Raw genomic sequence first — 22,816 nt, 5'->3', positions numbered from 1 at the left:
TTCTACTTTTTTTGCTTCTCTCTTTTTTTACTCTTTTTCTCTATCCTCTCCTACCTGTTTTAGATACCTTTCATACAGCTTCCATATCTCCCCATGCTCGAACGGTGAATTCCGTAATCGTATATCCACCATTACTCGTTTCATTCCCTTTTCTATCGCTTCTTTCAATTCTTCACTATACCCCATCTCTCTCCCATGTCTCTCATATTCCTCCTCGTCTAAAATTATGCTTTTGCCAACCAAAACATTTTAATACTGTTGTCCACCATTCTTAATAGTTTTTACAGCATTCTTCACCGATCAGTTTAGAACATATCCTTTTCAACTTTTTATAAAACACTTGGTAAATCATCTTTCGCTTAAATACATTACAACAACATACAATAGTATAAATATATATACGTGATAGATATCCCTCAACTATAGTTTTTACTGTAAATCTATCATCAACCGTTTTTTCCCCCTCTTCCTACTTTTTCTTAAGCGTCGTTAGAAATGCCCTTGCACAATAAGATTTGGTACTATGTCAAGATTTCGGACAACTAAAATATAAGAATTTTCAATTTTTAGTTTAAATTATTCTGGTAGTAGTTTTTTTCATATTTGTTTGGAGATTGGTAATCACAATGAGAATGTATTCTTACTGTATTGTAAAATCCTTCTATGTATTCAAATACCATCTGATAAGCTTCTGAATAGTCATTTATCTTTTTTCTGTTTAGCCATTCTCTTTTTATCAATGCATGAAATGATTCTATGCATGCATTATCCCATGGATTCCCTTTTTTAGAGTAACTGCCGATCATTCCTACCGTTAGATTATAGTATTTTTTTGATGTGAATTGAACACCTCTGTCACTGTGTATTACTACCGGATTATCTGTTTTTCTCCTCCTTTTTGCTTCTTCCAGACATTTTAATACTTCCTCTACTTCCATTGTTTTTGTTAGTTTCCAGGCTATTATTTTTCTTGAGTATAAATCCATTATACTTGTCAGATACACAAATCCTTCTTCCTGTGTCCAAATATAGGTTATATCTGTACACCAGGCTGAATTCGGCTTTTCAGGATTGAAATTACGTTTTAGAATATTCTTCAGTTTTGATGAAAAATCACTGTCCTTAGTGGTTATTGTGCATGGTCTGATATAATGGGCTTTAATACCCATCTCACGCATAATATTGCCCACATATTTTTCGCTGACTTTTATTCCTGACTGATTCAGTTTTACAGTTATTTTCGGTGCTCCATAAATTTCATGTGATTCTTCATGAATTGCTTTTATTTTTTTACTGAGTTCTTGTTTTCTAACTTTTTGTTTAGAAGGTTTTCTGTTAACATAATCATAATATCCTGATTTACTGACATTAAGTTTATCGAGCATACCGGAAATCGAAGCATTATTATCATTCTGCTTTTTTATTTTGATTTGATAATAAAGTTCCTGTTTCGTTATTTTCCCAGTATGCCAATAGCCTTTTTTAAGACATCAAGCGCATCCTGTGTATCTTTAAGCTCCTTACGCAAACGAGCAATTTCTTTAGCTTCATCACTAGAGAAATTACCAGAACCTCTGGAAACAATAGTACCATTATTTTTATCAGCATCTTTCACCCATTTATGAACAGTACTGTCAGCAATGTCAAAACGTTTAGCAATAGAAAGTTTAGATTCATCAGGATGATCAAGTACATACTGAACAACTCCTTGTTTAAATTCATCTGTAAATGTAGGTTTAGCCATAATTAAATTCCTCTTCTTTCTGTGTTAATAATTTATGACAGTATACCATAAGATGCTTTAACTCTCACATTTAACTGATACGGTTTTTATTCTAGCATCAATTCCTTCATATATCGTTCACATCAACACCTTGGTAAACTTCCTATCATTTTCTTCTATTTTCTTTTTGCCTCCATTTACAATTATCTTTATATTCCCAACAATCCTTCTTTCTCTTTTCAAGGTAAGAAATCATTTAATGATAGATTTAAGCATAGAAAGACCTTGATATCTGTTTTTTCATACGGATCCTTTTCTTTGTGATTGTGGTCATTATACGGAATATGTAGATTATTGGGTTCCTGATAGGCGGAGGAAGAATAAAGATGAGTTGTTGTGTTGATTATGATGAATCTTTGATTGCCAAAGATTCATATATTGAAATGAAATGCATTCGTTGCGGGCATGAAGAAAAGATGCCATCATTTATTTATGGCGAAGAAGCCGATTATTTACTAGATATCGGAGATGATGAACCACCTTATTTTCAGTGTTCTAATCATCATAAAGATTCACTATATGGAAAAGAAATCCAATAAAACAAATCAAAAATACGCAAACAAAAACATTCCCATGTTTCCCTGCTAATTCATCTAGGTTTTTCTCCATTCGATATAGCCAAAAGGCTTGGGCACACTGTGGAAATGGTAAATAATGTTTATGGACATTGGTTTAACGAAGCACAACAAAGTATGGTAGATAAACTTAATAATCTATAAATTTACACCAAATTTACACCAAATTAAAAATCGAGTATAAAAAAAGCCTTTAAATAAGGCTTAATTTACAAATGGTGCCCGAGGCCGGACTCGAACCGGCACGGTATCGCTACCGACGGATTTTGAGTCCGTTGCGTCTACCAGTTTCACCACTCGGGCATTGCTCAGACATTATATACTATTTTAAAAATGAATGCAATGCTTTTTTGAAAAATTCCCCATTTTTTATCTCACGTGAAGTGAAAAAGTTAATTTCTCACACAAAGTGATTTTGTAGAATTATCTCTTTCAGAAATTTTATAATACGGCGCAAAATACAAAAACCATCAACAAACGATAATTTCATTAGACATCATTTATCACTCAAGCAATTCCTCAGCCTCCGTTTCCATAATATATCCATCTCTGACCATAGCTTGCAAAACCTGTTTTTGTCGTTTTCTCGCATTTTCTTTATGATTACTAAGCTGATAGTTGTTCGGAGATTGCGGCAATCCAGCCAAAAGACTTGCTTCGTCCAGCGTCAAATCTTTAGGTTCCTTTCCAAAATAACCTAAGCTAGCTGCTCGTATCCCAATATGATTATCGCCATAATTTATAATATTGACATAAAGCTCCAAAATAGTATCTTTTGTTAGTTTATTTTCTAATTCATACGCAGTAAATACTTCACTCATTTTGCGAATATAAGACGGTTGATATGTATAATACATATTTTTAGCCAACTGTTGTGTAATCGTACTTCCCCCACCGACAATTTCCTGTGCAAAAACATTTGACAAAAATGCTCGTACCATCGCAAAATAATCAATACCACTATGATCATAAAAACGGCGATCTTCAATAGCTATCGTTGCCTTCAGCAAATATGGGCTGATATCTTTATTCGACACATAGTTTTCATCACTTTGCAGCTCCGCTACTTTTTCCTCAACCGGTAACTGCGCTGTTGTCTTTTTATAATTTAAAAAACCAATTCCAACAAATATACCGGAAGCAAGCATCACTAATAATAGCGTAAGGAGTATAATTCGTTTCAAAAGCTTCATATCATCACCGCTAACATTATAGCATATCCTTAATATAAGACCGAATTTCTTACATATCTGTTAGAGTAAAATAAAACACGGAGCTTCTCCGTGTTTATCTATTAGCGTTTACAGACTTCATAATTTGTTTAATCTGAGCTTCCGAAGGTTTTCTTCCCATCTGCAAAAACATTGCGCGAATCATCTTTTCATTAATAGGTGGATTCTCTTTCAGTTCTTTCTCAAATTTCTTTCTAGTAAAATAAAAGCCTAAAAAGCCACCAATCACAAGACCTACACCTGTTAAGACGATCGAAGTTAATAAATCCATATATAAGCCTCCTCGCAGTAACTACATTCTACTATTTTTAGAACAATTTGACAATACCTTTTCACATGAAATCCGAAGCACATGTAAAAATATAACGGAATTTCCGTTTTAAAAATATATAAAAAGGGTTTCTTTCATCATCAATTTCCACATATTGTTGTTTGCATTGCATTCGAAACACCTTCCCAGTTACAGAATGTCGCATAGATATTTCTTGCATCTCTAAGCAAATTTGAGCTTGAAAAAAGCTCTCTGCACTTTCCTTTAGCTCACAGATATCCACGTTTTCAACGATATCCTCTATTTGTTTCTCCGTCAACGCTTCCAATACATGCGGAAAAACCTGAACCGTCTTATAAAAAGATGGTCTTATACTATATATTCTCATCATAAAATCACCGCCATTACTATAACATCATAGCAATGGCGGTATTTGTAAAACTTTATCAGTTCCCTAGCGATGAAGATCAATATCAGAGAAATCAAATACTTCTAATGTCGAAGCTATGGTTTTATCTTTAATTGCCGCATTTTCTTTCGTCATGCGCGCTTTTGCTTTAATTGGATTTTCAATAGTTGCTGGACCACATACACAGCCTCCAGGACAAGCCATTCCTTCCAATACGTCAGCATTAAAACGACCTACCTTCAGCATCAATAAAGCTTTCTTACATTCAAATCCACCATCAGCGTACTCACTTGTTACCGGTTCATCTTGATTTTCTTGCAAAGCAGTTGCCACAGCTTTTGCAACACCACCGCCAATAGAGAAATTACGTCCGTGCGCAGAAGCAGCTATTCCCTCTTTAGCTTCAACAGCCTCCAAAGCGATATGCTTTGACACAAACATTGCTCCCAATTCTTCAAATGTTATGCAGTAGTCAACTTCACTTCCCTGAACTTCCTGTTTTTTAGCTACACAAGGTCCAATGAAAACAAGCTTGCAATCAGGATCCATTTTCTTCAAATAACGAGCTGTTGCTATCATAGGACTTACCATATGAGAAACATTTGATTCATAAACCGTTGGGAAGTGAATCTTCGCCATATTTACAAATGCTGGGCAACAGCTTGTCGTAATCTTCTGTCCTTCTTTTTTATGCTTTTTAGCATCTTCTTTCTCATACCAAGCTACTGCATCTGCACCGATTGCAGCCTCGTAGGCATCGGCAAATCCTAACTGACGAATTCCCTCGATAATCTGCGGTAAAGTTGCATTATCAAATTGACCTTGTATAGCAGGTGCAAAAATAGCATACATCTTTGTTCCCTTATTCAATTCCTCAATCACATTTACCATCCATGAAATATCCTCAATAGCACCAAATGGACATTTCGCTTGACATGCGCCACAGTTAATACACTTTTCTTCATCAATATATGCCAATTTATTTTCTCCGATTGTAATCGCATCAACCGGGCAACTTAATTTACAAGGACGTGGAGTTTCTACAATCGCATTGAATGGACAAGCATTCTTACATGCACCACATTCCTTACATTTATCGTAATCAATATAAGCACGTTCATTACCAATGTGAATAGCATCAAATTTACAAGATGCAACACAAGCCTTTGCCATACATTTACGACAATTATCGGTAACTTGAATTTTATTAATTGAGCAGCCATCACATGCGGCTTCAATTACACGCACAATCTGTGCCTTGTTATCATTTTCAACCGGTGTCGGTGATTTTCCTAACGCCATACGTGTACGTTGACGAATAATTTCTTTTTCCTTATAAATACAGCAGCGATAATCTGCTTTTTTTCCCGGAATCAGTAAATCTGCAATTTCATCACATGTATCCTCATTGATTTTTCCGTTAAATGCTCGTTTGCTGACTTCTCGCAGAACATCGAATTTAAACTGTCTCGCTTCATGTTCAAATAATGACATAATATCCTCCCTAATCTTTGTATAATTTTTAACATGTTAATTATATCACAAACTTTTTTGATAAAAAAGTACAATTTATTTTTTTATATCTTAGTTGTCGTTGTCTCCTTACCTTTTCTATACTCTTACTTTTCATTTTCAAATAAGTCCCTATCGCATTATATAAACAATTTCTTCATATCTTTCAAAAGCAAACCAAAAAGCAGTTGAGCCTACTACATTTTTTCAATCTACCTTATCTTTAATATCTTTACAATTACTATATTAAAAAGAAAATGAATTGCTTAAAACTCATCATTCAGCAAAAGCAATCATTTTCTGTATTTTCAAGTGTGCTGCTTCGGTTTATACTCAATATAAATAACACTGCAAAAAATTAAGGCGGCACCGAAAATCATATACAATGTCAGCTCTTCATGTAAAAACAAGAAGGAAAATAAAGTAGCAAATAGAGCCTCCATTGATAAAATCAAAGAAGCACTGTTTGCAGTTGTAAAACGTTGTGCAAAGGTTTGTAGTAAATACGCTAACAAGGTAGATATAAAGATTAAATAAGCAAGATTTCCGACAGCAGATAATTCAAATTGTGCAGGTGGTGTTTCAAACAACAAAGCACAGATTGTTGATAAAATCCCAGCTCCAAGCATCTGCAATGCTGTCATCACGATGGCATCACAATGTCTGGAATAGCGTTCTAACACGATCATGTGTGTAGCAAAGAAAAAAGCACATATAATGGATAACATATCTCCGATATTCAATCCGACAGCGTCCGGTTTTAATGTTAGAAAAGCAATCCCTATTACACACACAATACTTGCAAGCACTTCTTTTTGGTTTGGCTTTTTACGCATATATAACCACAACAGGTATGGCACCATTACAACATTAACTGCTGTTAAAAAAGCATTCTTGCTCGGCGTTGTATATTGCAGTCCTATCGTTTGAAAGGAAAATGCCAAAAACAACAAAGCACCTGCAAACAATCCTCTCCTCCAAATATATTCCTCTAAATTTTTAAGCTTCTTAAAGCACAAAATACAAGGAAGAATCGCTGCCCCCATAAAACGAATCATCATGATATAAAATGGTGATAACGCATCAAGTGCGCCATCTGTCGCAATAAATCCTCCACCCCAAATAATCGTAACGATAACCAATAAAATATTCGCATAGCTTTTTTTCATACATTCCCTCCATTCGTGTTCTATCTTATCATAGAACGGAAATGAAAAACAAATGCAAATTGTTAGAATTCACATTGCATATACTTCTTGTTTTCATTATAATAATAGTTACATATAAAAGATATCAGGTAAAGGAGAACATATGAAACGGTTAGAAGAATGTATTGTGAAATATGGCAAAGCTCTTAATAAAGATGTTTTAAAGGTTGATGCTTTTCTAAATCACCAAATTGATCCGGATTTGATGATGGAGCTTGGGAAAGATTTTGTGGAGCATTTTAAAGATACCCCTATCACCAAGGTTGTAACAATTGAAACAAGCGGGATTGCACCATCTGTAATGCTTGGATATTTATTACATGTTCCGGTAGTATTTATGAAAAAAAGCAAATCTAAAATTGTTGATGACAACGTTTATACTGCTAATATCCATTCCTTTACAAAAGGCATTGATTATGAAATCACCTGTTCCAAGGATTATTTAGCCAAAGATGACCAGGTATTATTCATTGATGATTTTATGGCGAATGGAGAAGCTTGCATCGGCGGCATAAAAATTATCGAGCAATCCGGTGCTTCAGTTGCCGGCATTGGAATTGTCATTGAAAAAGCTTTCCAACCGGGACGGAAAAAAGTAGAAGCCTTAGGTTATCCGGTATATTCTCAAGCACGTATTGCTTCCTTAGATAAAGATATGATTACCTTTGTTGAAGAATAAGCGAATATTATAAAAGACTTATATTTTAATAAACCCCAAAAGTAAAATTACTTTTGGGGTTCTAATCATTTCCTATCTTCTTTTCCTTCAACTAACCTTGTAAACATTGCGTTATAAATATTTTTTAATTGTTGTTTTTCTTCTTTATTCATTTTTCGCTCGTTCGTATCATAGCCCTCAACAGTACCGACATGTCCATCTATTACCTTTCCTTCTTCAATAACAATTACAAAGGGAACATAAAGCTGCGGATTATTTTCTTCGTCCCTCTGCAAGAAGTCCATACTCTTTTCCATGATGTCTGCTTTTTCTTCCTCTTTCAGCAAAGAGTTTCGTTCTTCATCGCGTGTTTGCACATAATAACAATTTAGCTTCTGTTCTTCTAGTACCTGCTTTAAAATCGGTAATGCTTCTTGACACCATGGACAATCCGAAAAACCAAAATATACAATTCCACTCTCTTTATTTTCAAGCATCGTAAAAACAGTAGTAATATTCGTTTTCTCAAAAGGCTTTTGATCGGTAAGCTCCTGTTTTATAGTAGATGAATCTTCAAGCGTACAGCCCTGCTCACCTCCGTTATCGCATGCAGAGGCTCCGTTTTCATTTTCCACTGCACCGCAAGCAAGCAAAACAAACGCAAATGCTATAAGAATTACTTTTTTCATAAACTGTCTCCTCGTTTTGTTTATTGTATCAGTTTTTCTATATTTATCCAAGAAAATCTTGCTATACTTTTTGACTTCATTTTTAAAATCTTATACAATTAAGACGTATTGATCACACAAGGAGGTGAGTCTGTGAATTTCGTTTTTATTTCTCCTAATTTCCCTGAAAACTACTGGCTTTTTTGCCAAGGCTTAAAAAACAATGGTGTAAATGTCCTCGCAATATCCGATGCCCCTTATGAAGAATTATCTTCGGAACTGAAAAATGTAATTCAGGAATATTACAAAGTAAGCAATATGGAAAACTATGATGAGATGCTGCGAGCTGTTGCTTTTTTCACTTTCAAATATGGTAAAATCGATTGGATTGAATCCAATAACGAATATTGGCTGCGACAAGATGCCAAGCTGCGAAAGGATTTTAATGTAACCAATGGCTTTTGTTACGAACATATGGACGAATATCAATGCAAGTCCAAAATGAAAGAGGCTTTTCGGCGTGCGAATGTTGCAACTGCAAGATATCGCATAGCTACTACCTTAGAGGACGCAATAGAGTTTACACAAGAGGTCGGTTTTCCGATTGTGATTAAGCCGGATATCGGTGTCGGAGCGAATGATACCCATAAAATAAATAATCTTCAGGAATTAAAGCAATGCTTCATGACTCCCTTTGAAACAATCATGATTATGGAAGAATTTGTAAAAGGAACCTGTTTCTCATTTGATGGATTAACAAACAGCAACTGTGAATTGCTATTTACTACAAGCCATTGTTACCTCGATAGTTTAATGGACGTTGTTAATGAACAGAAAGAAAGCGGCTGTTATTCACTCATTGATATTCCTAAAGAAATTATGGAAATCGGTGAACGAACTGTCAAAGCATTTAAAACAAAATCTAGATTTTTTCATTTTGAATTTTTCCGGTTAAGTGAGGATCAAGCGATTGGTAAAAAAGGCGATATTGTCGGCTTAGAAGTAAATATGCGTCCTCCGGGAGGATTTCTGCCGGATATGATCAATTATGCATGTAACTGCAATGTGTATCAATTATGGGCAGATATGATTTGTTATGATCAAATCAAGCAAAAACAGATACGCAGCTACTCCTCCGGCTTCATAGGTCGAAGAGATCATCATGTATATCAATACAGTATTGCAGAGCTTAAAGTCAAATACTCCGATTCTATTATAATGATTCAACGGCTTCCACAAGTTTTATCCACAGCCATGGGCGATGAGGTAATTATCGCACGTTTTGAAAAGGAAGATAAAATGTTGGAATTTATGCACGATGCGGTTCGATAGGTATACATACAAATATAGGAATTAAATTTCTTTTCTTGAAAAGTTATACTATGTAAAGCAGCTCAAATATTCAAAGCTATGTAAAAATAGATAAACTAAGTGTTTTATGGATATTCTCCCAAAAACACTTTTTTATTTTTTTAATGTTTTAAGTTTAACCCTTATACAAGATACTTTTTGAAATCTGCACTTTATTAAAATTCGTTTTATAATCTCATCTTTGACAGCTAGAGAAAAAAATACCTCAAGAAAAAGCTTTAAATAAGCCTTTTTTGAGGTTTTTTGTTTATGTAGCTAACTATCGTAATATCTTGCTTTCTTTGATGATGCTTCTCATTTTTGATTTTTTTATGATTTCTGTATCTGTTCTAAATCCAAATAATTCGTGTAATTTATCTGTTAAATCGTTTCTCGTATACGTGGGGATATAACCATATTCATCTATCTTACATACATTCATATTCCTTAATGTATTGATAATGGTCCTAGTTGTATAATTTTTCTCTAACTTAATTTCTAGTAAACGATATATCATTAGAGAGACAAAACAAATGAGAAAGTGAGCTTTAATTCGATCTTCTCGTTGAAGATAAACGGATCTAGCTTCAAATTCTGTTTTCATGATTTTAAAGCACTCTTCAATTTGCCATCTTTGTTTGTTTATTTTGATAATTTCTGAAATATCACCTTCTAAATCGGTTGTTACAGCGTAAAATCCATCATACATTTCTTCGTTTGAAATTACACTTTCATCAATTTCATAATATGTTTCAGTTGCTGCCTCTCCATGTTCTGTTGTAGCTGTTTTTTTAATAAATCTTCCAGGATCGTTTGGGTTTCTTTTTTCCTTTTTAAATTTAGAATTGTTAGAAATCATATTTTCTGCCCGTTTAATTTGTTCGTTGCGAATATTTCTTTGATATCTTTTATATTTTGGAGAATATGTAACAATTAATGTTTCACAAATACCATTTCTTTCAATAGGAACTTCTTTATAATAAATAGAACTTATGACTTCCTCATCTTGTTCATTTAAAGTAGTTAAATCTATGAATTTCGTACTTCCTATTTTTCTATATTGTGTAGGTTTTAATGCTATTTCTCTATCCTCTTTGTTTAATTTTTTTAAGGATTGAGTAATTACATAATGACGACCGTTTGTATTATTGAATTTTTTATTACTTTTTGATGCTAATCCAGAATCCGAACAGTAAATAAATTCCGAACATTCGAAGTCGGATATAATTTTTCTTTCTAATGGTTTTAAAGAGAGTTGTTCATTTTGATTTCCCGGATATATATCAAAAGATAAAGGGATACCATCCGCATCCATGAATAACCCCATGCCAATAATAGGATTTGGTCTATGTTCTTTACTTTTTCCGTATTTTCTTAGTTCATCTGCTTCTTCAATTTCAAAAAAATAATTTGTACAGTCATAGTAAAGTATTTTAGTATTACGATTATGAATGAAGTGACTATTTTTATATAGTTCAGCTTGGATAAAGTCAGATTCAACAGATAATGTGCTTAACGCTCTATAAACATCGTGAAGCTCATATTTTGGTTGTTCTAATAAATTTTCCGCAAATTCAAAAGAGGATTTCTTACTAGAAGGGGACAAAATTCGAGCGTAAATTAAATCTTGAAGAATGGATTGAAGATTATATTCATAATTATGTCTTGTTTTTATATTTCGACAAATATTATCGAAACGAAGACTCTTACAAATAGATTGTAGAAATAAATATCCGCAATTAAATGATCTTTGCTCATTAGAATTGATTAAACGATTCGGATGAAAATCAACGGATACATTCTCACTTTCTAATTTGTGCTTTTCAGTTTCAATCCTAGCTTGTTCTTTTGCCCAAGCCATAACACCATCTCGATCTGTGTTTAATTTTTCAGAAAGTTCCTTGAGTGTACCAAGTTTTTTAAAAACTTTTGAGGTATTTTTTCCATTTTTTCCTATGTATGCATAATTGATGTAAAAAGATTCAGAATTCTTTGATTTGCTAGTTGTAACACGCATATATCATCACCTGTATATATTATATTACATATTACGATATATTACGATAGTTATAAACAGGAAAATTGACAAAAAAAGCACAAAAAAACATTATATAAAAGGCTTTTCTATACTTTGTGTTAATTATATGCTGTTAAACTCCCGGTATACATACAAATATAGGAATTAAATTTCTTTTCTTGAAAAGTTATACTATGTAAAGCAGCTCAAATATTCAAAGCTATGTAAAAATAGATAAACTAAGTGTTTTATGGATATTCTCCCAAAAACACTTTTTTATTTTTTTAATGTTTTAAGTTTAACCCTTATACAAGATACTTTTTGAAATCTGCACTTTATTAAAATTCGTTTTATAATAAAAGTAAGCATCAAATGAAAAGTGGATTGAACAATCCATACAAAAAATACATACTTAGATTAAAGTTAAAATACTCTAACTTAAGTATCTAAGGAGTGTGAAAACCATAAATATAAATGAACCTAGTATGCATGTCAGGAAACAGGAATGGATAGAAAGAATCCAACAATGTAGGTTGAGTGGAGTACCTGTAAAGAAATAGTGTCAAAAGAATTAGAAATGAACTTTGTGAAACGATATCTCAAGACGAAGATATTTCCTTCGCGCCTCTAATAGTAGAAAACAACGATTCTGTATTCACAAAAGAAGCATATTATTTCACTGTCGCTGTTTTAGTAAAGAATGATGTATGAATAGAATTATCAAATTTCGTACCAAAAGAAATGCTTACAACCATATTGAACAGCTTATGATTCTTAATGAATTTGAAAGAAACATTGATGTTTATCTAGCGGTTGGATTCACAGATATGAAAAAATCCATAGAAGTCTTTGCCTCCATTGTACAACAGTACTTTAAACTAGATTCTATGTCTGAAGCTTTATTTCTGTTTTGTGGAAAAAAATGATCATCTCAAAGTCCTATATTGGAAAGAAGATAATTTTACACTATTATATAAGAGATTGGAAAACGGAAAGTATCAATGGTCAAGAAACGAAAGCGAAATAAGAAAAATCAGTGAGCAACAATTACGATAACTACTTGAAGGATAAACGAATTATCTAAACCTCTAAAAGATCTTTAAATACTAGAGAATTGGAGCATTTTATAGCCTCATCTTCGATAGCTATAGAAAAATATCTAACAAAACAAAAGCATCGGTAAAAGATTGGTGCTAATGTTTAACTTCTTTTAGGACAAAATCATGTTCACTTAACAAGTATTAGTTTCTATTTTTCTAAAAATATTCCTATCATTTCTTGTTTCTTTTTAAAGCAGGCATGATATAATACAGTTTGGTGATGAAATGAAAAAATTAAAATTACTCTTTACAAGTGCTCTCTTACTTATTGTAAGTGCTTGCTCGACTAGCTTAGAAAAATACAGTATGACGGCAACCGATACCGGCTTTGATACCATTGTCAGCTTTGTAGCATACACAAAAAACGAAGCCCAATTTGAAGAATATAGCAGCTTTCTTAAAAAAGAATTTAAACGCTATGATGTATTATTTGATAAATATGATACTCATAAAGGAATCAACAATATCAAAACCATCAATGACAATGCAGGTATCAAGCCTGTAAAGGTTGATAAAGAAATTATCGAGCTACTGGAACAGTGTCAAACATACAATACCCTCAGCAACCATCAATTTGATATTACCATGGGGTCTGTTCTTGAATTATGGCATGAAACTAGAGAAGCCGCTAACAACAATCCAAATCCTACGATACCTTCTGCTTCATCTTTAGAGGAAGCAAAGAAGCATACCGGCTGGCAGCATGTTACTATCAATAAGGAAGACAGTACCGTATATATAGATGACAAAGCTGTATCCCTTGATGTCGGTGCTAGTGCAAAAGGCTTTGCTGTTGAAAAAATCGCTCAAAAGCTTGAAGATAAAGGGTTGGAGCATGCGATTATCAATGCTGGCGGCAATGTGCGTATGATCGGCTCTAAGCCAGAGGAAGAAACTTGGCAGGTTGGTATCCAGATTCCTAACCTTGAAAGCTTCTCAACCGATTCCCTGCTTTCTATTAAAATTGATGATTCCATGTCTATCGTTACAAGCGGCGATTATCAACGCTATTACATGTATAACGATCAGCTGATGCATCATATCATTGATCCAATTACCCTAATGCCTGCTCGCTACGCACGTGCCGTTACAGTAATTACAAAGGATTCCGGTATTGCCGATATGCTGTCTACTACCTTATTTACGATGTCTTATCAAGACGGAATCACATTATTGAATACCTTAAAGGAACAAGGCATTCAAGCTGATGCACTTTGGGTTTACGATAAAACACAACCAAAAGATGAAAATGTAGAAGCAATGTCTATTATGGGCTATGATGTCGTAGTTAGTGATGGATTAAAAGATCGCATTGTTAAATGATGCAAAAATAAATACTCACTTAGATTAGAAAAGTGAAGGCAACAGTAGCTTATACTGTTTTACCTTCACTTTTTTTATTCTCTCATTTTCTAAAGCTTAAAGATAACTTTATCCCTATTCTTCTCTATTGTAATGATACTTACAGCTTCCTATTACCTATTGATAACTACCTTTTTTTCTTCAACCACGCATTTTCTTCTTCTAATACCTTTATTCGCTTACTCAGGTTGGACCATATAAAATATAAAGCAATTAAAACAGGACTATATCTAACGATAAGTGCTATAAAAAACAAAAAAATATGTGAAAATGTCATGTCTTTCTCCTCTTATGTTCATAAATTATGATACCGTTATTCATTTGCATACAATATTGACTAGGCTTATTACAAAAAGCTAAAACCAATCCCTGTTAGTTAAAAATTATAAAACATTTTTCACCTGCCTTTATTCTAATCCTTCCCTTCTATTTTAACTATATCATAGCAAATTGGTATTTACAATATAAGCGAAATACATTTTTAACACTATAGATTGTACTATCAACCACTAAAAAAACAGACAACACTATAAGCAGATAACCTATCAAATTTCATAAAGAATCTTGAGTTCACTTCAAAAGATCAGCCTTTGCTTATTTTAAGCACATAAAAAAGCCACCAGCGTTATAATAACGTGGTGGCTAACAAAGAATGCTAACTATAGTTTTTTAACAATCCCTACTATTTCTTGTTTTTATATGCTTCTAGCTGCTTTTCGCTCAATGCATATTGTGCTTTATATGCCTCCAGCTTCTCTTTTTCGGCAGCTACCTTTGCCTGTGGAGCTTTGGCAACGAATTTCTCATTGCTCAACATACCTTCTCCACGTGCGATTTCTTTTCGTAAGCGTTCCAATTCCTTCGTAAGTTTTTCGATTTCTTCCTCTACATTAACAATAGACGCTAGCGGCACACTAAGTGTTCCGTTTAAAATCGTACGTGTCAGCATTTCTTCATCGCTGTCCATACTTACCCATGTCGCATGACACATTTTTGCTAAAATGGCTTGAATAGCTACATTTCCTTCAACGATCTTTCCTTTATCATCTTTAATGATAACATCAATTTCAAAGGAAGGCTTCAACTGATAATCTGCCTTAATACCACGTACAGCTTCAATCATGGTAAGCAGCTGACGAATGGAAGTCATTTCCGCATCACTCATCGCTACTTCAACCTTACTAGGCCATACCTCTAAATTGATGCTTTCATAATCATGTGGAATCGCCAAATAAATCTCCTCTGTAACAAACGGCATGAATGGGTGCAGCATACGTAGAATACCACTTAATACCGTTACTAAGGTAGAAACACTGGCATGACGTGTAGTTTCATCATCACTAAACAAACCGGCCTTTGAAAGTTCGATATACCAGCTGCAAAAATCGTCCCATACAAAGCTGTATAGTTCGTTTCCGACAAGGGCATATTCATATTTTTCCATATTTGCCGTTACATTTTCCAATACTTCATTAAAACGACGTAAGATCCATTTATCAATCATTGAAGCATGTGTTAAGTCTACATCACTCATGCACATATCTTCCTTGGTATGCATCAACACAAAGCGTGCGGCATTCCATATCTTATTGATAAAGTTAGCACTTGCCTCTACCTTTTCCTCACTATAACGAAGATCCTGTCCCGGTGTGGAATTGGTTGTTAAAAAGAAGCGTAAAGAATCCACTCCTGATTTCGCAATAACGTCCATCGGGTCTACTCCATTTCCTAAGGACTTGCTCATCTTTCGTCCTTGACTATCACGCACTAAGCCATGAATCAAGACATCTTTAAACGGACGAGACTTCATACAGTAACGTGTTTGGAATGCCATACGTGCTACCCAGAAGAAAATAATATCATATCCTGTTACAAGTACATCATTTGGAAAATAACGCTCCAAGTCTGCTGTTTGTTCTGGCCAGCCAAGTGTTGAAAACGGCCATAGAGCACTTGAGAACCAAGTATCTAAAACATCTTCATCTTGTACCCAATTTTCAATATCCTTTGGTTCCTCCATACCTACATAGATTTCGTTGCTGTCCTTATGATACCATGCCGGAATACGATGTCCCCACCACAGCTGACGGGAAATACACCAATCCTCAATATTTTCAAGCCATTGTTGGAAGGTTTTTTCAAAACGCTTTGGATAGAAGTTAATGCGTTCCTCCTCGTTTCCCTGTGCCTGCAAAACCTCATCTGCCAAAGGTTTCATTTTTACAAACCATTGCTTTGATAGATATGGTTCAACAATGACACCAGTACGTTCACTATGTCCTACCTGATGTAAATGTGTTTCGATATGATCGACCACACCGGCTTTTTCAAAATCCGCTACAAGCGCCTTACGACATGCGAAACGATCCATGCCTTCATATTTATGACACATTTCATTCATAGTTCCATCTGGGTGCATACAAATCGGCATCGGAAGGTTATATTTTTTAGCTAGCATAAAATCGTTTGGATCATGTGCTGGCGTACATTTCATAACTGCCGTACCAAAGCTCATATCAATATAATCATCTGCCATAATCGGTAGTTCTTCTCCATTGGCAGGATTGATTGCATGCATTCCGACAATATCCTTATAGCGTTCATCATCTGGGTGAACAAAGATTGCCTGATCCGCAAACATCGTTTCCGGACGTGTTGTGGCAATTACAAGCTCCGCTCCGTTTTCCACGATCTTATATTTGAAGTAGTACATAGCTCCTTCAACTTCCTTATGGATAACCTCGATATTGGAAAGTGCTGTTTTTGCTTGCGGGTCCCAGTTAATGATACGTTCTCCCTGATAAATCAAGCCTTCGTTATACAAATCTACAAAGACCTTGCGAACTGCTTGAGATAAGCCTTCATCTAAAGTAAAACGTTCTCTGCTGTAATCTAAGGATAGCCCCATTTTTGCCCATTGCTTACGAATAGTAGAAGCATATTCCTCCTTCCATTCCCATGCACGCTTCAAAAAGTTTTCACGCCCGATATCATAACGAGAAATGCCTTCGTTTTTCAAACGCTCATCGACTTTTGCCTGCGTAGCGATTCCGGCATGATCCATTCCCGGCAACCAAAGCATATCAAATCCTCGCATGCGCTTATAACGTGCTACAATATCTTGCAGAGTCGTATCCCAAGCATGTCCCAAATGCAGCTTTCCGGTAACATTTGGTGGTGGAATGACAACACAGAAAGGATCCTTGCTTTTATCCCCTGCGGTAAAATAGCCTTTCTCCAGCCATGTTTGATAATGCTCCTTTTCCACAAGAGCATGATCGTATTTTTGATTCAGTTCTTTTCTCATATCGTCTCTTCTCCTTTATATTTCCTAGCGAGTATAACATCACGATACAAACCAAACTTTTGGAAATATCGTTCCATCTGTTTCTGCTTATGAAAGCCACACGCTGTAAGCAAGCGCTCACTCGCCAAATTTTCAACATCGTAAACAGCATCAACATAAAGCAGATGTTTTTCATACAATGCCCTATCCAGCATAGCTTCTAACGCTTCTCTTGCATATCCCTTATGCCAAGCATCTTTATGCAACAAATAGCACAGCTGTGCACTGTTTTCTCGATATGTATGCAGTTGGATATGTCCAATCAAACAATCCTTTTCTTCCAATAGAATTGCCATTGGCATAAAATCCTGATGTTGCTCGTAGCATAACAGCTCAGTTTTTAAAAAATTTAAGGTTTCTTCCACACTCTTATGCGGAGTATAGCTAAGATAGCGAAGCGTCTCAATATCCATCATATAATGATACATATCAATCGCATCTCCTTCCTCCAATGGTCGAAGATATAAGCGCTTTGTATAAATCTCTGAGAATGTAAAGTCCATTCCTTTTCCTCCGTAAATAAAAAAGCGCCCCTAAAGGACGCTGTCGCGTGGTACCACCTTACTTCACACATGTCTGTGCCTCAACACGATAACGCCGTGTATACGTTCATTCCTACTGCTCTTTTCAAAATGAAAGCTCCAAGACTACCTTCCACAAATCCTTCTGCTTTTTTTCACCAACCAAAAGCTCTCTGTCAAGAAAGGGATTGTGTACTCCTTCTCTTCCTCGCTATATGTTACCATTATAAACAAAACTTGATAAAGTTTCAATACACAATTCTTTTGAGTTTCGATATTTCTTGCTGATAGGTAAAATATCTTGTGCACTTTTACAGATTTCATTTGCTGTTGTAATTTATCGTTCCAATTTTAAACGTATCCATACAAAAAACATTAAACGAGCGAATAGCTTAAAGCAATACTAAAAAGGTAATACAACAAGTGCTTTAGCACAAAGTTCTTTCTCACGGTTTATTTGACGTAACTTACCTTCCTCTACTTGATAGCGAGCCGCAATACTGGCATAAGAATCATCATTTTGTGCCACTACTAAGCAATAGGAGGTATAGGTTGTTTCTTCATCTTCAAATAAATCTTCAAATTCCTCTGCAAGATCCGTTTTTTCGCTTTCTATTTCCTTCTTTGTTTCTGGAAGAGGTACATCTTCTTCAATGCTGACGCTTGCTGAAAGCTCTTTTTTTTCTTGGCATAGGCCTAAGATATCCATATGAATAACAAGTGCGATTCCATCATCTTCTACATGATGCTCCACATCTCGTACCTCAATCGAAAATGGCTCCGATGTCAATTTATGATAAGGAGCTAAAATATCCATATCCAATATTTCCTTGAATCTTTCATCACGACCAAACGCATTTACCATGATGCCCTCTAAATATAAAGGACCGCATGCACGAATACTGCCATCTGCTTCTTGCTCATATACCAACTCGTGTCTTGCATGAACCTCCTTAACCGCCGTAATCGCTTCATCAAAAAGCAACTTTTTCTCTATCGTCATTGTTTTCATGATAAAACCTCCTATCCTTTATGTATGAAAAAGCGCAGCACTTTATGCAAAGAGCAAAACAAAATATGAATAAACAGGCAAATAAGCATCGTATTTATAAATAATATGGTAATATATATACGTATACGAAATGAGGTATAGAAAATGATTAAGATTGAACGCACAAGCGTAATGAATTTTGAAAATGCCATTCGAGGCGCTAGAAATCCTATGAACAGTTGGAATCGTATGGATTCCTACTATGATGGAAAAGGAAATTTTATCATGGGACCTAATGACCTAAACCTTGCTCAACGATTAGCACGTGCAGGAAGCGATCATCGCAAATTCATTCGTCAGATTTTTGTGTCTGTTGATTTCACTGCTCCGCTTTACTGGTGGAAAGAATATGACACCTATAAAGTAGCCACTGTTGCCAATTCTACATCTACTATGCATAAAATTGCCAGCAAGCCTTTTGAGCTAGAGGACTTCTCTTATGACCACATGAATGAAAAAGCATTAGCTTCACTAAAAGCTACAATTGACGTATTAGAAGAATTGCGTCAAGAGTACTTGGAAACAAAGGATAAAACGATTTGGTATTCCATGATTCAGCTATTGCCTAGTAACTACCATCAAATGCGTACTTGCACACTGAATTATGAAACCCTGATGAATATATATTATGCCAGACGTACACATAAGCTACAAGAATGGCATGATGTATGTGATTGGATTGCTTCCTTGCCTTATGCAAAGGAATTGATTTTAGCAGTCGAAAAAAAACCTGCTGAATAAATCACTTATTATTTTTCAAAAGTTTAAAGCATATAAAAAGCAGACAAAATCTGCTTTTTATATACCTATTAAGATTCAAAGATAGGAATTAAATACTCCCACACCTCGTCAATTCCCTGCTTTGTTTCACTTGAAAACGGAAACAGCTTTTCATCTTCTGAAAGCTCTAAGGTCTGACGAATGAGCTTCAATTGCTTATGACGTTGAGAAGATTTTAATTTATCCATTTTTGTTGCGACAACACAAACGGGAATTTCATAATAGCGGGCGAACTCAATCATAGTAATATCGTCATCGGTCGGTTTATGACGTGCATCCACAATCAAAACAAGACCTTTTTTCTGAGAACGCTCACTGAAATAATCTTCCATCATTTGCCCGAATTTAATCAGCTGTGCTTTTGATATTTTAGCATAGCCATAACCGGGAACATCGACAAACATATATTTATCATCTAAATTAAAGAAATTCAACAATCGTGTCTTACCCGGTGAATTTCCCACATAGGCAAGCTTCTTCCGATTGCACATAGCATTGATAAAGCTGCTTTTCCCTACATTTGAACGTCCTGCCAAAACAATTTCCGGCAAGTCGCTGTCCGGCCAAGACTTTTTATCCGGAGCCGAAATAACAAGTTCCGCCTTTTGAAAATTCATCATCTTATTTTACCAAGGCAGCGTCTAAAACCTGCGACACTTTTTCTACCGGAATAAAAGTTACGTTTTCCTTCACCGTTTCCGGAATATCGTCCAAATCCTTCACATTTGCTTTCGGAATGACAATCTTTGTAATTCCACAGCGATGTGCTGCCATTGATTTTTCCTTCAAGCCACCAATTGGTAAGACATGCCCACGCAAAGTAACTTCACCGGTCATTGCCAAATCCGCTTTTACCGGGATATTGCTTAGGCTGGAAACAAGCGCAGTCGTTAATGTAACACCGGCACTTGGTCCATCTTTAGGAACCGCTCCTTCCGGAACATGAATATGGATATCACTTTTTTCAAAAATTTCCGGATTGATTTTATATTTTTTGGCATTGGCACGTACATAATCAAAGGCGATTGATGCACTTTCCTTCATAACATCGCCAAGCTGTCCGGTAATTACCAGCTTCCCCTTACCTTCAAAGTGATTTACTTCAACCTGCAATACATCACCGCCAAATGAAGTATAGGCAAGTCCGGTAACCGTTCCTACCTGATCCTTAGTTTCGCGTTTACCATAATCTACCTTTTCATGTCCAAGCCATTCATTGATCAATTTCTTCGTTACCTTGATACTGCGCTTATTATCCTTTAAAATAGCAAGCACACTCTTGCGGCAAATGGTTGCGATTACACGTTCAAGCTGGCGAACACCCGATTCTCTAGTGTAATAGCGTACCAAATACGTAAGCATATCATCACCGATTTTCAGCTGACTGGCTTTTAAACCGTTCTCACTCAGCTGTTTCGGTACTAAATGACGTTTTGCGATTTCCAACTTTTCAAGTTCGGTGTAACTGGAAAGTTCGATAATCTCCAAACGATCACGTAATGCATTAGGGATATTTTCCAAATAATTTGCTGTTGCGATAAACAAAACCTTACTCAAATCATAGTTTTCTTCGATATAGTGATCGGAGAACATGGCATTCTGCTCAGGATCTAAAACCTCTAGCATAGCACTTGCCGGATCGCCTTTATAATCACTTGCCATTTTATCAATTTCATCAATCAAGAATACCGGATTGATCGTGCCGGCTTTTTTCATAGACTGAATAAAACGTCCCGGCATACTGCCAAGATATGTTCTACGATGCCCACGAATTTCCGACTCGTCCTTGACACCACCTAAAGAGATTTTTACAAATTTACGTTCCAAAGCTTTCGCAACCGATTTTGCTAACGAGGTTTTTCCCACTCCCGGAGGACCTACTAAGCAAATAATCGGTGCCTTTAAAGATTTGGTCATTTGCTTAACTGCCAAGTATTCTAAAATTCTTTCTTTTACTTTTTCTAAGCCATAATGATCCTCATTCAAAACTTCACTGGCACGATTCAAATCTTCATTATCTTTAGACTCCTGCCACCAAGGAAGATCCATCAACCAATCAATATACGTTTTAATAACACCGGTTTCTCCACTTGCCGCCGGAAGCATTTCATAACGTGAAAGCTCATCTAGCACTTTATTTTTAATCGCCTGCGGATATGGATTTTCCTCCAAACGCTTACGAATAGCATCTGCATCTTTGTCGCTATCTGAAACATCTCCGAGTTCTTCCTTAATAGCTCGTAGCTTTTCACGTAAATAATACTCTTTCTGTCCTTCCTCAATACGTGTTTTCACCTTCTCATTGATCATATTTTCGATTTCACTTAGCTCACGCTCACTTTCAATTTCCTGTAAAATCAAATATAAACGATCGTTGATTCCTAGGGTTTCTAACAACTCTTGACGTTTTTCTAGGCTAAAAGGGAAAATTTGCGCAATCTGATCGCATAACTGCTTTGCGGACATTCCTTTTGCCAATTCATTGATCATTTCTTTTGGAATAGCTTGAGAAATAGCCTCAATCTGTTCAAACTGTTTTGCCAGCTTACGAATAAGAGCCATTTCCTCCATAGTATCCTGTTCAATGTCCTCACAAATCACCGCACGCACGCTCATCATCGTATCATCATCAGCAAATTCAGTGATTTCCACACGTTCAAGCCCGTGAAATTTCACACGCAAAAAGCCGTCCATACGACGAATATGCTTAATTTTACATAGGCTTCCAAAAGAATACAGTTCGTTTACCTTTGGTTCCTCCATACTTAAATCACGCTGAGCAACCAAAACGACATTACCGTCATGATGCTGCTGCGCTTCTTCAATAGCTTGTATTGATTTTTCCCGTCCTACATCAATAATAATATCCTGTGAGGGAAAAACTATAACTCCTCTAGTACATACCAAAGGAAGTGAAATTACCGTTTGTACTTCTAATTCATTCATGGCAATTCTCCTTTCCGAGCAACTACT

General features: G+C 35.5%; 22 protein-coding genes, 1 tRNA gene and 1 other annotated feature. Of the genes, 7 read left to right on the top strand and 16 right to left on the bottom strand.

Annotation, left to right across the window (positions count from 1 at the left end):
- Positions 1-27: 27 nt before the first annotated feature.
- The 3 genes from EUBDOL_RS09075 to EUBDOL_RS09065 all read right to left on the bottom strand — a co-directional run bounded on the left by EUBDOL_RS09075 (position 28) and on the right by EUBDOL_RS09065 (position 1,744).
- Complete coding sequence (locus EUBDOL_RS09075; protein WP_226811906.1) at positions 28-186, bottom strand: hypothetical protein; 159 nt, start codon at positions 184-186, stop codon at positions 28-30.
- Positions 187-566: 380 nt separating this feature from the next.
- Complete coding sequence (locus tag EUBDOL_RS09070) at positions 567-1,457, bottom strand: IS3 family transposase (protein WP_303395100.1); 891 nt, start codon at positions 1,455-1,457, stop codon at positions 567-569.
- Positions 1,454-1,744 carry a transposase gene (locus EUBDOL_RS09065; protein WP_004798671.1) on the bottom strand — a complete coding sequence of 97 codons (291 nt, stop codon included), beginning with the start codon at positions 1,742-1,744 and terminating at the stop codon, positions 1,454-1,456. Before EUBDOL_RS09065 ends, EUBDOL_RS09070 begins: the two co-directional genes overlap by 4 nt.
- Before the next feature lie 365 nt (positions 1,745-2,109).
- Here EUBDOL_RS09065 and EUBDOL_RS09060 point away from each other — a divergent pair, with 365 nt between their 5' ends.
- Positions 2,110-2,322 (top strand): hypothetical protein, encoded by a 213-nt coding sequence (locus EUBDOL_RS09060; protein WP_004800641.1) that lies wholly within the window; start codon positions 2,110-2,112, stop codon positions 2,320-2,322.
- 252 nt (positions 2,323-2,574) lie between these two features.
- On the opposite strand, the gene EUBDOL_RS09055 is transcribed toward EUBDOL_RS09060, so the two are convergent.
- The 6 genes from EUBDOL_RS09055 to EUBDOL_RS09030 form a co-directional block, all read right to left on the bottom strand.
- Positions 2,575-2,661, bottom strand: a tRNA-Leu gene (locus EUBDOL_RS09055).
- A gap of 200 nt (positions 2,662-2,861) precedes the next feature.
- Positions 2,862-3,551: a transglycosylase domain-containing protein gene (locus tag EUBDOL_RS09050; protein WP_004800640.1), complete on the bottom strand. Its 690-nt coding sequence runs from the start codon at positions 3,549-3,551 to the stop codon at positions 2,862-2,864.
- A gap of 94 nt (positions 3,552-3,645) precedes the next feature.
- On the bottom strand, positions 3,646-3,861 hold the full coding sequence (locus tag EUBDOL_RS09045; protein ID WP_004800639.1) for a YneF family protein: 216 nt from the start codon (positions 3,859-3,861) through the stop codon (positions 3,646-3,648).
- 61 nt (positions 3,862-3,922) lie between these two features.
- On the bottom strand, positions 3,923-4,252 hold the full coding sequence (locus tag EUBDOL_RS09040; RefSeq protein ID WP_004800638.1) for a hypothetical protein: 330 nt from the start codon (positions 4,250-4,252) through the stop codon (positions 3,923-3,925).
- Between the two features lie 63 nt (positions 4,253-4,315).
- A complete protein-coding gene (locus tag EUBDOL_RS09035; RefSeq protein ID WP_004800637.1) occupies positions 4,316-5,764 on the bottom strand; it encodes a 4Fe-4S dicluster domain-containing protein in 1,449 nt (482 codons plus the stop codon).
- A 326-nt stretch (positions 5,765-6,090) separates the two neighbouring features.
- Positions 6,091-6,951: a DMT family transporter gene (locus EUBDOL_RS09030; protein WP_004800636.1), complete on the bottom strand. Its 861-nt coding sequence runs from the start codon at positions 6,949-6,951 to the stop codon at positions 6,091-6,093.
- A 142-nt stretch (positions 6,952-7,093) separates the two neighbouring features.
- Here EUBDOL_RS09030 and EUBDOL_RS09025 point away from each other — a divergent pair, with 142 nt between their 5' ends.
- On the top strand, positions 7,094-7,669 hold the full coding sequence (locus tag EUBDOL_RS09025; protein WP_004800635.1) for a xanthine phosphoribosyltransferase: 576 nt from the start codon (positions 7,094-7,096) through the stop codon (positions 7,667-7,669).
- 65 nt (positions 7,670-7,734) lie between these two features.
- Here EUBDOL_RS09025 and EUBDOL_RS09020 read toward each other — a convergent pair whose 3' ends face one another.
- Entirely contained in the window at positions 7,735-8,337 is a 603-nt protein-coding gene (locus tag EUBDOL_RS09020) for a thioredoxin domain-containing protein (RefSeq protein ID WP_004800634.1), read from the bottom strand.
- Positions 8,338-8,469: 132 nt separating this feature from the next.
- Here EUBDOL_RS09020 and EUBDOL_RS09015 point away from each other — a divergent pair, with 132 nt between their 5' ends.
- On the top strand, positions 8,470-9,648 hold the full coding sequence (locus tag EUBDOL_RS09015) for an ATP-grasp domain-containing protein (protein WP_040463699.1): 1,179 nt from the start codon (positions 8,470-8,472) through the stop codon (positions 9,646-9,648).
- 298 nt (positions 9,649-9,946) lie between these two features.
- On the opposite strand, the gene EUBDOL_RS09010 is transcribed toward EUBDOL_RS09015, so the two are convergent.
- A complete protein-coding gene (locus EUBDOL_RS09010; protein ID WP_004800632.1) occupies positions 9,947-11,683 on the bottom strand; it encodes an IS1634 family transposase in 1,737 nt (578 codons plus the stop codon).
- 707 nt (positions 11,684-12,390) lie between these two features.
- On the opposite strand from EUBDOL_RS09010, the gene tnpB (EUBDOL_RS11285) reads away from it, so the two are divergent.
- The 3 genes from tnpB (EUBDOL_RS11285) to EUBDOL_RS09000 all read left to right on the top strand — a co-directional run bounded on the left by tnpB (EUBDOL_RS11285) (position 12,391) and on the right by EUBDOL_RS09000 (position 14,106).
- Positions 12,391-12,609, top strand: coding sequence for an IS66 family insertion sequence element accessory protein TnpB (gene tnpB / locus EUBDOL_RS11285; RefSeq protein WP_004800631.1), 219 nt, complete (start codon positions 12,391-12,393; stop codon positions 12,607-12,609).
- Positions 12,596-12,739: an IS66 family insertion sequence element accessory protein TnpB gene (tnpB, locus tag EUBDOL_RS11955; RefSeq protein ID WP_106381526.1), complete on the top strand. Its 144-nt coding sequence runs from the start codon at positions 12,596-12,598 to the stop codon at positions 12,737-12,739. The genes tnpB (EUBDOL_RS11285) and tnpB (EUBDOL_RS11955) overlap by 14 nt, the downstream gene beginning before the upstream one ends.
- A gap of 269 nt (positions 12,740-13,008) precedes the next feature.
- Entirely contained in the window at positions 13,009-14,106 is a 1,098-nt protein-coding gene (locus EUBDOL_RS09000; protein ID WP_004800630.1) for an FAD:protein FMN transferase, read from the top strand.
- Positions 14,107-14,827: 721 nt separating this feature from the next.
- On the opposite strand, the gene EUBDOL_RS08995 is transcribed toward EUBDOL_RS09000, so the two are convergent.
- The 3 genes from EUBDOL_RS08995 to EUBDOL_RS08985 all read right to left on the bottom strand — a co-directional run bounded on the left by EUBDOL_RS08995 (position 14,828) and on the right by EUBDOL_RS08985 (position 19,024).
- Entirely contained in the window at positions 14,828-17,452 is a 2,625-nt protein-coding gene (locus EUBDOL_RS08995; protein ID WP_004800628.1) for a valine--tRNA ligase, read from the bottom strand.
- On the bottom strand, positions 17,449-17,994 hold the full coding sequence (locus tag EUBDOL_RS08990) for a GNAT family N-acetyltransferase (protein ID WP_004800627.1): 546 nt from the start codon (positions 17,992-17,994) through the stop codon (positions 17,449-17,451). The genes EUBDOL_RS08995 and EUBDOL_RS08990 overlap by 4 nt, the downstream gene beginning before the upstream one ends.
- Positions 17,995-18,024: 30 nt before the next feature.
- Positions 18,025-18,230, bottom strand: a binding site (T-box leader).
- 185 nt (positions 18,231-18,415) lie between these two features.
- Positions 18,416-19,024: a hypothetical protein gene (locus tag EUBDOL_RS08985; RefSeq protein WP_004800626.1), complete on the bottom strand. Its 609-nt coding sequence runs from the start codon at positions 19,022-19,024 to the stop codon at positions 18,416-18,418.
- A 144-nt stretch (positions 19,025-19,168) separates the two neighbouring features.
- Between EUBDOL_RS08985 and EUBDOL_RS08980 the strand changes: the two genes are divergently transcribed.
- Complete coding sequence (locus tag EUBDOL_RS08980) at positions 19,169-19,804, top strand: hypothetical protein (RefSeq protein WP_004800625.1); 636 nt, start codon at positions 19,169-19,171, stop codon at positions 19,802-19,804.
- A 68-nt stretch (positions 19,805-19,872) separates the two neighbouring features.
- On the opposite strand, the gene yihA is transcribed toward EUBDOL_RS08980, so the two are convergent.
- Both yihA and lon read right to left on the bottom strand, forming a co-directional pair.
- Entirely contained in the window at positions 19,873-20,463 is a 591-nt protein-coding gene (gene yihA / locus EUBDOL_RS08975) for a ribosome biogenesis GTP-binding protein YihA/YsxC (RefSeq protein WP_004800624.1), read from the bottom strand.
- A 1-nt stretch (position 20,464) separates the two neighbouring features.
- Positions 20,465-22,789 carry an endopeptidase La gene (gene lon / locus EUBDOL_RS08970; protein WP_004800623.1) on the bottom strand — a complete coding sequence of 775 codons (2,325 nt, stop codon included), beginning with the start codon at positions 22,787-22,789 and terminating at the stop codon, positions 20,465-20,467.
- Between the last annotated feature and the right edge of the window lie 27 nt (positions 22,790-22,816).

The sequence above is a fragment of the Amedibacillus dolichus DSM 3991 genome (assembly GCF_000154285.1).
Taxonomy (GTDB): domain Bacteria; phylum Bacillota_I; class Bacilli_A; order Erysipelotrichales; family Erysipelotrichaceae; genus Amedibacillus; species Amedibacillus dolichus.
This window is presented reverse-complemented; position numbering and strand designations above follow the sequence as displayed.

Excerpts from the sequence above, each read along its gene's own strand:
- EUBDOL_RS09075 (WP_226811906.1), bottom strand. The coding sequence starts at position 186 with ATGGGGTATAGTGAAGAATTGAAAGAAGCGATAGAAAAGGGAATGAAA.
- EUBDOL_RS09065 (WP_004798671.1), bottom strand. The coding sequence starts at position 1,744 with ATGGCTAAACCTACATTTACAGATGAATTTAAACAAGGAGTTGTTCAG.
- EUBDOL_RS09060 (WP_004800641.1), top strand. The coding sequence starts at position 2,110 with ATGAGTTGTTGTGTTGATTATGATGAATCTTTGATTGCCAAAGATTCA.
- EUBDOL_RS09050 (WP_004800640.1), bottom strand. The coding sequence starts at position 3,551 with ATGAAGCTTTTGAAACGAATTATACTCCTTACGCTATTATTAGTGATG.
- EUBDOL_RS09045 (WP_004800639.1), bottom strand. The coding sequence starts at position 3,861 with ATGGATTTATTAACTTCGATCGTCTTAACAGGTGTAGGTCTTGTGATT.
- EUBDOL_RS09040 (WP_004800638.1), bottom strand. The coding sequence starts at position 4,252 with ATGATGAGAATATATAGTATAAGACCATCTTTTTATAAGACGGTTCAG.
- EUBDOL_RS09035 (WP_004800637.1), bottom strand. The coding sequence starts at position 5,764 with ATGTCATTATTTGAACATGAAGCGAGACAGTTTAAATTCGATGTTCTG.
- EUBDOL_RS09030 (WP_004800636.1), bottom strand. The coding sequence starts at position 6,951 with ATGAAAAAAAGCTATGCGAATATTTTATTGGTTATCGTTACGATTATT.
- EUBDOL_RS09025 (WP_004800635.1), top strand. The coding sequence starts at position 7,094 with ATGAAACGGTTAGAAGAATGTATTGTGAAATATGGCAAAGCTCTTAAT.
- EUBDOL_RS09020 (WP_004800634.1), bottom strand. The coding sequence starts at position 8,337 with ATGAAAAAAGTAATTCTTATAGCATTTGCGTTTGTTTTGCTTGCTTGC.
- EUBDOL_RS09010 (WP_004800632.1), bottom strand. The coding sequence starts at position 11,683 with ATGCGTGTTACAACTAGCAAATCAAAGAATTCTGAATCTTTTTACATC.
- tnpB (WP_004800631.1), top strand. The coding sequence starts at position 12,391 with ATGAATAGAATTATCAAATTTCGTACCAAAAGAAATGCTTACAACCAT.
- EUBDOL_RS09000 (WP_004800630.1), top strand. The coding sequence starts at position 13,009 with ATGAAAAAATTAAAATTACTCTTTACAAGTGCTCTCTTACTTATTGTA.
- EUBDOL_RS08995 (WP_004800628.1), bottom strand. The coding sequence starts at position 17,452 with ATGAGAAAAGAACTGAATCAAAAATACGATCATGCTCTTGTGGAAAAG.
- EUBDOL_RS08990 (WP_004800627.1), bottom strand. The coding sequence starts at position 17,994 with ATGGACTTTACATTCTCAGAGATTTATACAAAGCGCTTATATCTTCGA.
- EUBDOL_RS08985 (WP_004800626.1), bottom strand. The coding sequence starts at position 19,024 with ATGAAAACAATGACGATAGAGAAAAAGTTGCTTTTTGATGAAGCGATT.
- EUBDOL_RS08980 (WP_004800625.1), top strand. The coding sequence starts at position 19,169 with ATGATTAAGATTGAACGCACAAGCGTAATGAATTTTGAAAATGCCATT.
- yihA (WP_004800624.1), bottom strand. The coding sequence starts at position 20,463 with ATGATGAATTTTCAAAAGGCGGAACTTGTTATTTCGGCTCCGGATAAA.
- lon (WP_004800623.1), bottom strand. The coding sequence starts at position 22,789 with ATGAATGAATTAGAAGTACAAACGGTAATTTCACTTCCTTTGGTATGT.